This window comes from Streptococcus sp. ELY_137, assembly GCF_058314515.1.
This window is the reverse complement of record NZ_JBZFUL010000001.1, coordinates 288521-302178: the sequence shown is the minus strand read 5'-3', so window position 1 is coordinate 302178 and position 13658 is coordinate 288521. Positions and strand designations below refer to the sequence as shown.

The 13658-nt window shown below is 42.5% G+C and carries 10 protein-coding genes and 4 pseudogenes; 7 read left to right on the top strand and 7 right to left on the bottom strand.

Features of this window, described 5'->3' with window-relative positions:
* Positions 1–67: 67 nt before the first annotated feature.
* Entirely contained in the window at positions 68–445 is a 378-nt protein-coding gene (locus AC4HAO_RS01500) for a hypothetical protein (protein ID WP_491092478.1), read from the top strand.
* Positions 446–471: 26 nt separating this feature from the next.
* Positions 472–731 (top strand): annotated as a pseudogene (locus AC4HAO_RS01495) (transposase); the annotation flags it as partial.
* Positions 732–791: 60 nt separating this feature from the next.
* On the opposite strand, the pseudogene AC4HAO_RS01490 reads toward AC4HAO_RS01495, so the two are convergent.
* From AC4HAO_RS01490 to AC4HAO_RS01475, 4 genes and pseudogenes are all read right to left on the bottom strand, one after another.
* A pseudogene (locus AC4HAO_RS01490) lies at positions 792–2510 on the bottom strand (PHB depolymerase family esterase); the annotation flags it as partial.
* 33 nt (positions 2511–2543) lie between these two features.
* A pseudogene (locus AC4HAO_RS01485) lies at positions 2544–2738 on the bottom strand (hypothetical protein); the annotation flags it as partial.
* Positions 2739–3082: 344 nt separating this feature from the next.
* Positions 3083–3203: pseudogene (locus AC4HAO_RS01480) on the bottom strand (YSIRK-type signal peptide-containing protein); the annotation flags it as partial.
* Between the two features lie 217 nt (positions 3204–3420).
* Positions 3421–4965, bottom strand: coding sequence for a peptide chain release factor 3 (locus tag AC4HAO_RS01475; RefSeq protein WP_491134360.1), 1545 nt, complete (start codon positions 4963–4965; stop codon positions 3421–3423).
* Positions 4966–5280: 315 nt separating this feature from the next.
* Between AC4HAO_RS01475 and AC4HAO_RS01470 the strand changes: the two genes are divergently transcribed.
* From AC4HAO_RS01470 to lrgB, 5 genes are all read left to right on the top strand, one after another.
* On the top strand, positions 5281–5925 hold the full coding sequence (locus tag AC4HAO_RS01470; protein ID WP_491134359.1) for an HAD family hydrolase: 645 nt from the start codon (positions 5281–5283) through the stop codon (positions 5923–5925).
* Between the two features lie 58 nt (positions 5926–5983).
* A complete protein-coding gene (locus AC4HAO_RS01465; RefSeq protein ID WP_491134358.1) occupies positions 5984–7735 on the top strand; it encodes a LytS/YhcK type 5TM receptor domain-containing protein in 1752 nt (583 codons plus the stop codon).
* Positions 7716–8450, top strand: a complete 735-nt coding sequence (locus tag AC4HAO_RS01460) for a LytR/AlgR family response regulator transcription factor (RefSeq protein ID WP_491092482.1) — start codon at positions 7716–7718, stop codon at positions 8448–8450. Before AC4HAO_RS01465 ends, AC4HAO_RS01460 begins: the two co-directional genes overlap by 20 nt.
* Positions 8451–8603: 153 nt before the next feature.
* Positions 8604–9068 carry a CidA/LrgA family protein gene (locus AC4HAO_RS01455; RefSeq protein ID WP_491134357.1) on the top strand — a complete coding sequence of 155 codons (465 nt, stop codon included), beginning with the start codon at positions 8604–8606 and terminating at the stop codon, positions 9066–9068.
* 1 nt (position 9069) lies between these two features.
* Positions 9070–9795 (top strand): antiholin-like protein LrgB, encoded by a 726-nt coding sequence (gene lrgB, locus AC4HAO_RS01450; RefSeq protein WP_447452434.1) that lies wholly within the window; start codon positions 9070–9072, stop codon positions 9793–9795.
* Between the two features lie 178 nt (positions 9796–9973).
* On the opposite strand, the gene AC4HAO_RS01445 is transcribed toward lrgB, so the two are convergent.
* Genes AC4HAO_RS01445 through murD form a run of 3 tightly spaced genes read right to left on the bottom strand, consistent with a single transcriptional unit; the run spans position 9974 to position 13600 of the window.
* The gene (locus AC4HAO_RS01445; protein WP_491134356.1) at positions 9974–11152 is read right to left on the bottom strand and encodes a cell division protein FtsQ/DivIB; all 1179 of its coding nucleotides are present in this window, start codon (positions 11150–11152) and stop codon (positions 9974–9976) included.
* Between the two features lie 10 nt (positions 11153–11162).
* On the bottom strand, positions 11163–12242 hold the full coding sequence (locus AC4HAO_RS01440) for a UDP-N-acetylglucosamine--N-acetylmuramyl-(pentapeptide) pyrophosphoryl-undecaprenol N-acetylglucosamine transferase (RefSeq protein WP_491092487.1): 1080 nt from the start codon (positions 12240–12242) through the stop codon (positions 11163–11165).
* Between the two features lie 2 nt (positions 12243–12244).
* Positions 12245–13600 carry a UDP-N-acetylmuramoyl-L-alanine--D-glutamate ligase gene (gene murD, locus AC4HAO_RS01435; protein WP_491092488.1) on the bottom strand — a complete coding sequence of 452 codons (1356 nt, stop codon included), beginning with the start codon at positions 13598–13600 and terminating at the stop codon, positions 12245–12247.
* Positions 13601–13658: the final 58 nt, after the last annotated feature.

Sequence of the window (13658 nt, the reverse complement as noted above, 5' to 3'; positions counted from 1 at the left end):
AATTTGCATTAGCTGCTTCTCTCTGATAGACTGAATCAAGCAAAGATAAGTATCTAAGGAGAAAGACATGGAATCGAATAACTTAGCCAGTATTAATGCTAAATTAGGCTTATATGGAGGGGGATTAGCTCTAGTTTTAAGACTGTTAAAATGGAGCATTTTTTCCTATATGGCCATTCAGTCAACGACTTCCGATGATGAAGCTCTAGCAGGACTCACCTATCTAGTGTTTGCTTTTATCAGTCTCATAATAAAAATTATCACCTTCATCTATGGTCTTCTGGCTAAGAGAAAATATTCTGGACAAAATAACATTCCATCGGCAGCTCATACCCTCTTTATCATTGCTCTCCCCGTCAATATCTCCTTTGGTTTTATCGCAGATATTAGCTGTATCATAGGCGGTTATTTTTACAAACAAGGCCTGAAAGATTTCAAAGAATAGTTGTATGCACTTAAAGCCTGCTTAAAAAGGAATTCTCAAGACATCATGAACTCACCTATAAGCTTAGTGTTGAGGTTTATTTCCCTAACTCATGCGCCTTGCAATGTGGAACAAATGAGAATACAAACAGACTATTACAGGAATACTTCCCAAAAGGAAGGGATTTAACAGAAGCATACCAATCATTCAGGAATGGGAGGATAAGTTAAACAACAGACCACGAAAATATCTAGGCTGGAAAACTCCTTATGAAGTGTTCGACGGAAAAAATATGCACTTAATGTGACAATTCATCATACAAAAAGATCCCAGATAGGACATCTGAGATCTTTCTTTTTATAGAGGATTACCGACGGCGTCTCACCTGAGCATTGAGCCAATCAAAGACATTGCCGTAAGATCGATCATTTACGACAGCTTGACCATCACCACCGTGAGTAGCATTAGTCGCTACCATTCCAGATAAACCATCCCAGTTTTTAGCATTATCCGTATTTTGAACACCAGTAACCTGATCATTCAGGAAGTAAATCCAGGACCAGTGACCATTGTAGGTAATGTTAGGATTAAATTGACCGACATTACTCTCAAAGTAAGAGAGCCATTTATTTTGTGCACCTGCTTTAAGCAAGTCTTTATAGAAAGGCAAAACATTAGTATCAGGGTCAACAGTATCATCTGCCCGCGTATGAATCAGCCACATGGGTTGATTTCTCAAAGCGCTAATAGCCGTAGCACTAATCGTTTCATTGTTATTGCTAAGATAGTCATCATAAGGAGCAGCGATTGGTACTAGGGCAGCAAAGTAATTTGGATAGGCTACCCCCATATCTAAGGTCATCCCCCCACCATTGGAGACTCCGGATAGGTAAATACGCCGGCTGTCAACATCAGGATGCGCAGCTACATAAGAACGAATCGCTGCCATCAAACTGGATGTGTCGTCCTTATTCCAAGGCGTTGGCGTTTGCAGCACAAGAACGTAAGCTCCTTTCTGCTTCCCCCTACCTGTTGATGTAAAGTGATCTTGGATAGAATCTTCAGTTAGCTTAACAGCATTGCTCGCTAAAAGAGGAATATTTACATCTGTACCAACCTCCCCAACACCATGCAACCAGACGATAAGTGGATTCTTTTCACCAGCTTTGGCCTGCTCAGGCTGGTAGGCAGCATACTGATATTGACCGAGTTTACCGCGTTCTGAAAAGCGATCAGTATCGGGTAAGAGACGATTATTAATGGCATCTTGTTCAGAATTTACAGTCTGATGCTTATCCGAACCATCAGCCTCTACTTGTAAATTATCAACCTTAACTATGTAACTGCCAACCCAGTTATTACGGAAGGCAGCAAGATCAAAAGTGAATGGCGAAGCATTCTTACTGCTATCTGCTGTATCATAAGGAACATCCAGCTCCAAGGTCACATAGTTGCTACTATCAAAATAGACGACATGGCCTTCTGCATCGGATACATAAGAATTGAGAATTTTACGTTCAAGCCCTGCAGTAGTAACAGTCGCCTCATTGTGGATAACCGCAGGAGTCACTGGTTGATTAAACTGCAGGATCACCTTTGACACACTGGGACCGAATTCATAGCTGCTGACAACAATACTGGATTTAACTGTCTCAATCTGATTGAGAGCCACTGCTTCCCCTTGATGATTAAAGTCATAAGTAACACCATCAATCACTCGGGTGGTGTTTTTGACTAAATCTCCTGAACCTGCCTCATAGTAGTGCTTAGCACCATCAAACTCTGCAAAATCTCCCTTGACTTGACTGCCGTCGGCGTTAAAGTAAAGTTCTTGACCATTGATCGTCTGCGCTCCGGTTAGAGGAACGCCATCCGATCCCAGATAATACCACTTATCAGCAACTTGAAGGAAACGATTTTCTACACGATTACCGCTATTTCTATCATAGTAGTGGTTTTTACCATCCTTATCAACCGCAAAAACACCCTTGGCTTGCTTACCAGTATCAGGATCAAAATAAAGATTCTGGCCATTGATAGATTGAGCTCCTGACACGCGGGCACCATCATTGCCATAGTAGAACCAAGTCTGGACATCACTACCCATACGGAAGCGATTGAACCACTTCTCACCGCTATCGGCATCGTAGTAATAAACCTTATCGTCAATAGTAACTTCTTGTCCCTTGATTTGCTTACCATCTTGAGCAAAATACATTTCCTTGCCCTGAATCGTTTGGCTGCCTGTGACATTATTGCCCTCGTTATCTAGATAGTACCAATTCCCCTGACCATCATCAACAAAAGTGTTACGATAGCGCGTCTTAGCAACATCAGCCTGCCTAAAAGCTAATTTTGCGACTTCTGGGCTAAGGGCTGGCATGCGAGACACCGCCGCTTCTGTCTGTAACTCTACCGACTCAGAATCCAGCGATTGACTGACAGCTGTGCCGGCATTTTCTGATGTTTCAGTCGCTTGAACTTCGCTACCAACAGCTCCATCTTCCTGACTGGAAGCAGGTTCTTGATCTTGTCCTTCTGAAGGCGCTACTGCAGTGGGAGCAGCTGTTACTTGCTCTTTTACTTGAGTGTGCTCTTCTGACTCTGGCAGCTGATTGACAGCTGTCTGCCCTTGACTACCTGGTTGAGCTTCCTGATAATCCGCTTCATCAGCTTGAGCAGCGCTGGCTGCTCCTGTTAAAGAGGCTGCAACGGCGACAGAAGCCAGCCCAAATTTCAATTTGCGAAAACTGAAGTATTCTTTTTTTTCCAATGACATAGACATTTCTCCTTTTAATGATAATTTACGCTATTGTAACATAATTTTCATATAAAAAAGCTGTCATCTCTACAACAAATTGCTTACAAAACCTATATCTATCAATAATTTTTCTGATTTATCACTAATTAATGAGATGTTTTGATAATCTTAAATATCTGCCTAACCTAAGAACCCCATATAAAAAGCTACCCTTGACGGTAGCTTCTACACATAATTACATTTTCTCTTCTAACTCCACATCTGGATACTTATCTGCAAACCAGCGTAGGGCAAAATCATTCTCAAAGAGGAAAACGGGTTGATTGAAACGATCCCTGGCAAGAATATTACGGCTGGACGACATACGCTCGTCTAGATCCTCGGGCTTAATCCAACGCACCGTTTTGCTGCCCATCGGTGTCATAACCACTTCAGCATTGTATTCCCCCTCCATACGATGCTTAAAAACTTCAAATTGTAACTGACCGACAGCTCCCAGCATATATTCGCCGGTTTGGTAGTTGGTATAGAGCTGGATAGCCCCTTCTTGCACCAGCTGCTCAATTCCTTTATGGAAAGACTTCTGCTTCATGACATTCTTGGCTGAAACCTTCATAAAGAGTTCGGGTGTAAAGGTTGGCAGCGGCTCAAATTCGAACTTATTCTTACCGACAGTAAGAGTATCCCCAACTTGGTAAGTCCCAGTATCATAGACGCCAATAATGTCACCAGCAACAGCATTTTCCACGTTTTCCCGTGATTCTGCCATAAATTGGGTAACATTGGACAATTTAGCCCCCTTACCCGTCCGCGTTAGGTTTACTGACATACCTCTCTCAAACTCACCAGAAACGATACGCACAAAAGCAATACGGTCGCGATGGCGGGGATCCATATTAGCCTGAATTTTGAAAACAAAACCGGAAAAATCCTTATCCAAAGGATCAATCACACGATCATCCGTCGTTTGGTGGCCGTGTGGTTCTGGGGCAAATTCTAAAAAGGTATCAAGAAAGGTCTGTACCCCAAAGTTTGTCAAAGCCGAACCAAAGAAAACGGGAGTCAGCTCACCTGCTGAGACAGCTTCTTCTGAAAATTCATTTCCGGCCTCAGTCAGAAGCTCGATATCTTCCTTAACCTGCTCATAGAAGGGATTTGAAGCAAAGAGACTATCACCTTTTTCAATACTCGCAAAACGCTCGTCCCCCTTGTAGAGCTCTAATCGCTGATTATGAAGATCGTAGAGTCCTTCGAAAGCTCGCCCCATACCGATTGGCCAGTTCATAGGATAGCTGGCAATACCTAGGACATCCTCTAGTTCTTCCAAGAGATCTAAGGGTTCGCGCCCATCACGATCCAACTTATTGATAAAAGTAAAAACGGGGATACCGCGATGCTTGACCACCTCAAAAAGCTTCTTGGTCTGCGCCTCAATCCCCTTAGCAGAATCAACTACCATGACAGCTGCATCCACCGCCATCAAGGTCCGATAAGTATCCTCTGAAAAGTCCTCGTGCCCTGGGGTATCGAGGATATTAACCCGTTTACCAGCATAATCAAACTGCATCACAGACGAAGTTACTGAAATTCCGCGCTGTTTCTCAATGTCCATCCAGTCAGACTTGGCAAAGGTTCCAGTTTTTTTTCCCTTGACGGTACCCGCTTCGCGGATTTCACCCCCAAAATAGAGCAGCTGCTCAGTAATGGTTGTCTTACCTGCGTCTGGGTGAGAGATAATCGCAAAGGTTCGCCGTCTTTTAATTGCATCTTGAAGTGTCATCTTGCTTCCTTTATTATTTGAAATAGTAGGGCAAGCCCCAGCCCTTGCTACTTCAAACTCTATTCTTATATTTATTACAAGCCGGCCAAAGGCCAAGCTAACAACGTCCTATTATAGCGAAAGATGGAGAGATTTTCAAATTAGATTTAAAATTCTCGTTCCCCTGCAAACTAACCTCAAAGCTTAATGCCACTGAATTTTAATAGCTTCTTTGCCTTTTCCTTATTTATACTCAAAGAAACAGGCTGGCTATCTCCTAGTTGAAAATGTAAAAGATAACGTTTACAATAGAGGCACAAGATTGAGGAGGAAGCCATGAAAAAAATTATTATCTTCGATATGGACGGTGTTATTGTTGACTCAGAGTATACTTTTTTGCAGACAAAAACGCAGATCCTGAGGGATCATGGGATTGATACAGATGAAAGTTACCAATATCAGTATATGGGGACCACCTTTGAATTCATGTGGCAAAAAATGAAAGACGAATTTCAACTGCCTAAATCTGTATCAGATTACATTGCAGAAATGAATAAACGGCGTTCTGAAATGATAGCGCGCGATGGCATCCGTCCCATCAAGGGTGCCCAGCGGTTAGTACACTGGCTTTACGATCATGATTACCGTTTGGCTGTTGCATCATCCTCCCCCTTAGGTGATATTCAGTATGCGCTGACAGAGTTAGAGCTGGCAGACTGTTTTGATTACATGGTGACTGGTGAAGCAGTACCGCATTCAAAACCGGCTCCCGACGTCTTTTTAAAAGCAGCTCAACTTTTAAATGTCAATCCCGCCGACTGCACCGTTATCGAAGATACTAAAAATGGCAGTCTGGCCGCCAAAGCAGCTGGAATGTACTGCTTTGGTTTTGCCAATCCCGATTATCCACTCCAAGATTTAAGTGCAGCTGATAAAATTATCACAGACTACCAAGCTATCTATCCTTATTTAGCCAAATAGGCTCTTTGAGGGATACTAGGGATAGTCATACAGCAGGCAGCTATGGGAGGCTCTCGCTATGTTAATGATTCTGCTTTTCCAAAGGCTGGGAATTATTATGATTCTGGCCTTCTTACTTGTCAATAACAGTTACTTTCGGCAGCTAATTGGTGAACGATCCAAGCGTGAAACAATTGCCTTGATGATCATCTTTGGTATTTTTGTCATCATCTCCAATATGACGGGAATCGAAATCAGAGGAGATCGAAGCTTGGTTGAAAGACCGATCCTCACCTCAATTTCACACTCTGATTCATTGGCTAATACTAGGACACTAGTCATCACTACCGCCAGTCTAGTAGGGGGACCTCTAGTCGGTACGGTGGTAGGCTTTATCGGCGGTATTCATCGCTTCCTCCAAGGAAATTTTTCCGGTGCCTTTTATATTGTCAGTTCTTCTCTAGTCGGCTATCTCAGCGGTCGCATTGGCGATTATCTAAGAGGTAAAAGGCTCTATCCATCTACGGCCCAAGTGATCTTTATCAGCTTGTTGGCAGAGTCTATCCAGATGCTCTTTGTTGGATTTTTTACAGGTTGGGATCTGGTCAAATTAATCGTCATCCCGATGATGCTGCTCAACTGCCTGGGATCGACCCTATTTCTGGCTATCCTCAAGACTTATCTTTCTAATGAACAGCAGCTGCGGGCTGTCCAGACACGGGATGTCCTAGATTTAACGCGGCAAACCCTGCCCTATCTCCGACAGGGGCTGAGTCAGCAATCAGCAGCTAAGGTCTGCACCATTATCAAAGCCCATACCAATTTTGATGCCGTAGGTCTGACGGATCGCACTAATGTTCTAGCCCACATAGGAATAGGGCAGGATCACCATATTGCTGGACAGCCCGTTAAAACCGACCTTTCTAAAAGTGTTATCTTAAGCGGAGAATCTCAGACTGCCCTTGATAAATCAGCCATTTCCTGCCCTGACAAAAGCTGCCTTCTCAATTCAGCTATTGTCGTTCCACTCAAAATCAACACTAGGACTGTTGGAGCCCTGAAAATGTACTTTGCTGGTGATAAACAGATGACAGAGGTAGAAGAGAATTTAGCTCTAGGCTTAGCACAGATCTTCTCAGGACAGCTGGCCATAGGCATTGCTGAGGAGCAGAATAAGCTCGCCAGCATCGCTGAAATTAAAGCCCTTCAAGCTCAAATTAATCCCCACTTTTTCTTCAATGCTATCAATACCATCAGCGCCTTAATCCGTATCGATGCCAGTAAGGCACGCTACGCCCTCATGCAGCTGAGTACCTTCTTTAGAACCAGCCTACAAGGCGGTCAAGATCGTGAAGTAACCCTAGAGCAGGAAAAATCCCATGTCGATGCTTATATGAATATTGAAAAGCTCCGTTTTCCTGACAAGTACCAGTTAGACTATAACATTACAGTCCCAGAATCCATGACTCTTCCCCCCTTTGGACTTCAGGTTTTAGTCGAAAACGCTGTTCGCCATGCTTTTAAAGACCGCAAAACCAATAACCGTATTCTTATTACGATAACAGATGAGCAAGGCAGTTATAAAATAGTTGTCAGGGATAATGGGACAGGGATTTCTTCTGCCATCATTGATAAGCTAGGTCAAGAAATTGTCTCAGAAAGTACAGGTTCGGGGACTGCCTTAGTCAATCTTAACAATCGCCTTAACCTTCTTTACGGCAGTGTCAGCCGCCTGCATTTTGACAGTGACTCTGAGGGAACCACTGTCTGGTACACTATTCCTAATAATATCAATACCGGAGATGATAAGCATGAAAATTCTGATTCTTGATGACGAACAACTAGCCAGGCAGGAATTAAACTTTTTAATCCAGAACAGCCAGCAGATTGCTCAGCCAGAAATTTTTGAGGCAGAAGATATTAGCTCAGCAGAAAAAATTCTCTTTCGTCAGGCAATTGATTTGATTTTTCTGGATATCTCCCTCAGTGAGGAGAATGGCTTTACTCTAGCCAATCAATTAGAACAACTGGCCCAGCCGCCTCTTGTTGTTTTTGCCACCGCCTACGACGACTATGCTGTTCAGGCCTTTGACAGCAATGCTGTAGATTATATCCTAAAACCCTTTGAGCAGGAACGTGTTGACAAGGCTCTAGCTAAGGTACAAAAAATTCAGAAACTAAACACCCCTGAGACAGATACTGCCAAATCACAAAAAAGTGTTGAATTACTGACCTTGACACTAGCCGACCGCAGTGTCGTTTTAAAACTAGCCGATGTCGTTGCCGCCAGCGTTGAAGATGGTGAGCTAACTGTCAGCACCAAAGATAAAAGTTACACCGTCAAAAAGCCTCTAAACTGGTTTAAAAAGCGGACGGTTTCTCCCAATCTTTTGCAAATTCATCGCAATACCATTGTCAATCTTGAAATGATTAAAGAAATCCAGCCTTGGTTTAATCACACCCTTCTGCTAGTCATGACTAATGGTGACAAATTCCCTGTTGGACGCTCCTATTTAAAAGCATTAAACAACCACCTTACCCTATAAAAGTTACCTATCAATACAAAGATGTGTTGTCGTTGAGAAGTTGAAAATTGCATTTCAGCTTCTTTTTTTTGCAACCGAGCTTAGGGTTGAAAACGTTTACTAAAAAATTTTATATAATAAAGCCGTTCAATAAAGAAAGGAGCTATCTGCATCATGAAAAAAACAACTGAGTCCCACCAAACTAAATCAGCACCTATGTTTATCCAAATGTCTATCTATACAGCTATCCTTTTGGTTTCTCAAATCATCTCTGAGCTGCTGCCCAAAGCCTTGCCCATTCCAGCTACAGTTATCGGGCTTATCTTGATGTATGCTCTACTCAGCAGCCACCTCATCAAGATAGAATGGGTAGACTCCTTAGGTTCTCTCCTTATCAGTATGATTGGTTTTATGTTCGTTCCATCAGGCATCTCTATCGCTGCCAACCTCAATATCCTTCAGGCAGAAGGCTTACAGTTAATACTGGTCATTGGATTGTCAACAGTTGCCATGTTGGTCATCGTCACTTATGTTACTCGAGTTATTCTATCTCTAAGACAAGTCAGTCTAGCTAAATTAGCAGAAAAACTTCATTTTCATACATCGAAAAAATTTGCAAAGGAAGTAGAGGGTAAATAAAATGGAACTATTGAAAACACCTATTTTCGGTATTTGCTTCTCACTGATTCTCTATACCATCGGTCAGTATCTCTTCAAGAAAAGCAAGGGATTCTTTCTCTTGCAGCCCCTTTTCTTTGCTATGGTTGCCGGTATTATTCTCTTGATTTTACTGGCTAAAGGACTGGGTACCGATGCTAAAACCCTCTACATCCAAGCCTATAAGCCCGGCGGCGATTTGATTTTCTGGTTTCTCAACCCAGCCACCATTGCTTTTGCTGTACCGCTTTATAAGAAAAATGCCACTATTAAAAAATACTGGTTGGAAATTCTCACCAGCTTAACATTAGGCATGGTTATTTCTTTAATGCTCATTGTTAGCATTTCTAAAATGATTGGGCTCAGTCATGTCAGCACTGCTTCTATGCTGCCACAGGCTGCAACAACAGCTATCGCCCTCCCTATCGCTAGTGCCATTGGAGGTAATTCAGCTGTTACCGCCATGGCTTGTATTCTCAACGCCGTTATTATTTACGCTTTAGGTAAAAAACTCGTTAAATTCTTCCGTCTTGATAAAAGTGAAATTGGCGTCGGCCTAGGGCTGGGCACCTCAGGCCATACCGTTGGAGCGGCATTTGCTCTAGAGCTAGGAGAACTGGAAGGAGCCATGGCTGCTATCGCTGTGGTTATTATCGGCCTAGTTGTTGATTTTGTTATTCCTATTTTCAGCTACCTAACTGGCCTATAGACCTAGAAAAAAGGGAGTCATCCGCTCTTCTCTAAAAACTTGTGCCTAAGTAGACAAAACCTCCTTATAAAGCCAACTTTTATTCAAGCTCAAATCATTTAACCTAACAGAAAAAAAGAGAGTTTTATCACTTCCTTCCACTTAAAACACAACATAGCTTATAGTTTTTAAAAGCAGCCTACTGCTCTGAGTTGGCTGCTTCATTTGTATTACTATCAGAACTTTCAGCTTCAGGCTGAGAAACATCAGGCTGATTGTCTTGGTTAGGGTCAGTTTCAGGGACCGCATCATCTGCCGCCGAACTTTCAGATGTCTCACCTTCCTGATTAGAGTCATCACCCTCATCACTAGTAGCAAAGATACCGACCTCCATATCGACAACATGGTTGTCCTTCAGATTATCCTTAATTTTATCATAGTATGGCAGCTTCTTATCAATCTGCGACAAGGGAACATAAACAATATTGCCATCCTGCATATCTAATTTCAACAAGTCAGAAGTCGTTTTCGAACCTGCTAAGCTAATCACCTTAATCTCTGAAATCAGGTTTCGGTCCATTTTGGTTAACTTTTTAATCAGACTAGATAAGTACTTACCATTTTCAAGATTGATCGTTGTAAACTGTTCAGGTAAATCATTAGCCTCAAGACTGTTGAGACGGGTCCCACTTTCTAAAATAGGCTCATAGCCTTGGTCAGTTTGGGCATAGGCTACAATATTATGTTCTTTTACCTTAATGGTGAAAGTAAAAGGAAAGTGGTAATCTACTTTGGCTGATTTAACCCAAACATCATTTTTCTCAATAGAGCGAGCCAATTCAGAACGATTAAAAATCGTTGAGAAGGTATAGGAGTCATCTGCTAATCCAGAAGCTTTAACCACAGTTTGACTGTCTGTTCTATTAGCCCCATCAACGGTAACCTGCTTAATTTTGCTGGCTGGAGTCATCAGATAAAGTGAGAAGATTATCCCCAGAATAGCAGGCACTAAGACGCTAGTCATTCGCCGCTTAAACTTAGTCGAAAGAGAGTTAGTTTTAGGTTTCGACTTGGCAGCTGCCTTCTTTTGCGTTTTTTTCTTAACTGGCTTCACCTTTGTTTTTTTTGAAGAGGTCTTAGCAGATTTAGACTGGGTAGCAGACTCAGATTCCCTTTTTTTCTCGTCAAGCTCCTTTTTACCAGTAGATTTTGCTTGCAGATGTGCTCGCTTTTGTGCCTGCAGTTCCTTACGCAGTTTTTCTTGCTCTTTCTTTTCTTTTTCTTTTTGCTTTAAAAAGTCCAGATTGCGTTTCTGCCACTCCGTCAGCCCGTTTTTCTCTTCCCCTTTCGAGGAATCATTCGTTGGTTTTTTAGCCAAGGTCTCCCTCCTATTTCTTCTGGATAATAGCAGCACTTAAAAGTTTGTAAAATTCATCCGGTGATTTCAATTCTTCTGTTGCCGCCATAGCTGCCAGATAGCTATCTTTTTCTTCCCAAAGCTGATCTAACTTGGATTCAAGCTCATCTAAGGTCAAGTCTGACTCAGCCAGCTGCTGGGCATAGCCCTTTTTCTCGAAATAAGCAGCATTTTCCAATTGATCACCGCGACTAGCTTCTTTGCTCAAGGGTACAATGATATGCAGTTTGCGCATGGCCAAGAGCTCAAAAATGGTATTAGAACCACCTCTTGTAATAACAACATCTGCCATATCCATCAGGGGTTGATAGAGATCTGTAACATAATCTACACGATAGAGATTCTTGCTCAGGCTATTGAGGCTCTTATCACCTGAAATATTGATAACATTATAATCTCTCAGTAAATCAGGATTGTGACTAATAAAATCATTGAAGACCTTAGCACCAGCCGAACCGCCAATAAACAGGAGGGTCTTTAGCTGTGAGTCAAACTGAGCCTTGATAGAAGCAATTTCAGCAGGCTCTTCCGAAATTTTTGCAGCAGCCTTCTTTACAACCTTAGTAATGGCACCGACATGCTGTGCCTTGCTTAAAGATGTTCCCAATTCAAAGGTTGTGTACATTTTTGTCGCAAATTTATAAGCAATGCGGTTGGCCAAGCCCATGGATAAGTCTGACTCATGCACAAAAACAGGCACACCTAGCAACTTAGCGGCTACAACCGGCGGGACAGAAACAAAACCTCCCTTAGAAAAAAGAGCTTGTGGCCTAATCCTAGCAATAATGGCTAACGACTGCAGAACACCCCAGCCAACCTTGAAAATATCCAGCATATTTTGAAAAGAAAAATACCGACGCAATTTTCCGGTTGCGATACTGTGAAAGGTCACGTCAAAGCCTGATTGTTTTAACTGCTCATGCTCAATACCATGTTTATCACCAATATAGTGAACTTCCCAGCCATCTTTTAAAAACTTAGGAATCAAAATTAGATTTAAGGTCACATGACCGACCGTCCCACCGCCAGTAAAAACTATCCTTTTAGCCATGCCTATTCTCCTTGGAGTGCTTCAAAAGCAGCGATAAACTCGTCACCACGGACTTCAAAGTTTTTATACATATCCCAGCTAGCATTGGCAGGACTAAGGAGAACAGTGTCTCCCTCATCAGCTTCTTCAAAGGCCAACCCCGCTGCTTCCTTAACATCCTGAGCATCAATATAAGAGACCCCAGCCTTATCAGCGGCTCGTTTGAGACGGGGAGCTGACTCACCTAGAATAACCATCTTTTTAAGTCCTTCAATGTCAGGCACTAGATCATCAAATTCGTTTCCACGATCCAAACCACCGGCAATGAGGATAACCTTACCATTAGCAAAGCCAGACAGAGCTTTTTGAGTAGCTAAAATATTAGTTGATTTACTATCGTTGTAGAAGGCTACACCATCGACCTGTCCTAGAGATTGCAGACGATGTTTAACACCCCCAAACTGCGACAAAGTCTCAACAATAGCTTGATTAGAAATCCCCGATAGCTTAGCAACAGCAATTGTCGCCAGGGCATTTTCAATATTATGACTGCCGGGCACTCCCAAATCATCTGCCGCCATAACAGCCTCCCCCTTGAAATAAAGCTGACCATCGAGCAGATAGGCGCCATCTACAACTTCTTGTGTTGAAAAGGGTACGATGCCTGCGGCAGTCTTGGTAGCTAAATCCTTAGCCAAATCTTGATTAAAATTAAGCACTAAATAATCATCTGCCGTCATATTTTTTTGAAGATTCCACTTAGCCGCAACATAAGCCTCAAAGGAGCCATGATAATCAAGATGAGTTGGCATAAGATTGGTAATAACTGCTATGTGAGGATGAAAATTCTCTATTCCCATCAACTGAAAAGAAGACAGCTCCATAACAAGAATATCCTCTGTGGTAGCTGACTGGGCAACTTCAGAAGCTGGGTAGCCAATATTACCAGACAATAGACCGGATAGGCCGCCATTGTTGAGAACATCCGCAATCATAGTCGTTGTTGTTGTTTTACCGTTGGAGCCTGTAATACCAATAATTGGACTTTCAGAAATACGATAGGCTAGTTCAACTTCTGTGTAGACAGGAATCCCCTTCTCCAAAGCTTTAACAACCATAGCATTATCATAAGGGATGCCTGGATTTTTTACCATGCAGGCAAAGTCCTCATCTAAAAGTTCTATAGGATGAGAACCACAAATAACCTTAATTCCTTCTTCCAGCAGCGCTTGAGCTGACGGATTTTCCTCAAAAGGCTTACCATCATTCACCGTCACAATAGCACCCAGTTTTGATAAAAGACGGGCAGCCGCCTCACCTGAACGGGCCAACCCCAGAACCAGCACTTTTTTATTTTCAAATTCTTTAATTGCTTTCATATCGCGCCCACTTCTAACCTAGTATAGTTCTCTTTATTTTACCCTTAATCTCCTGCTT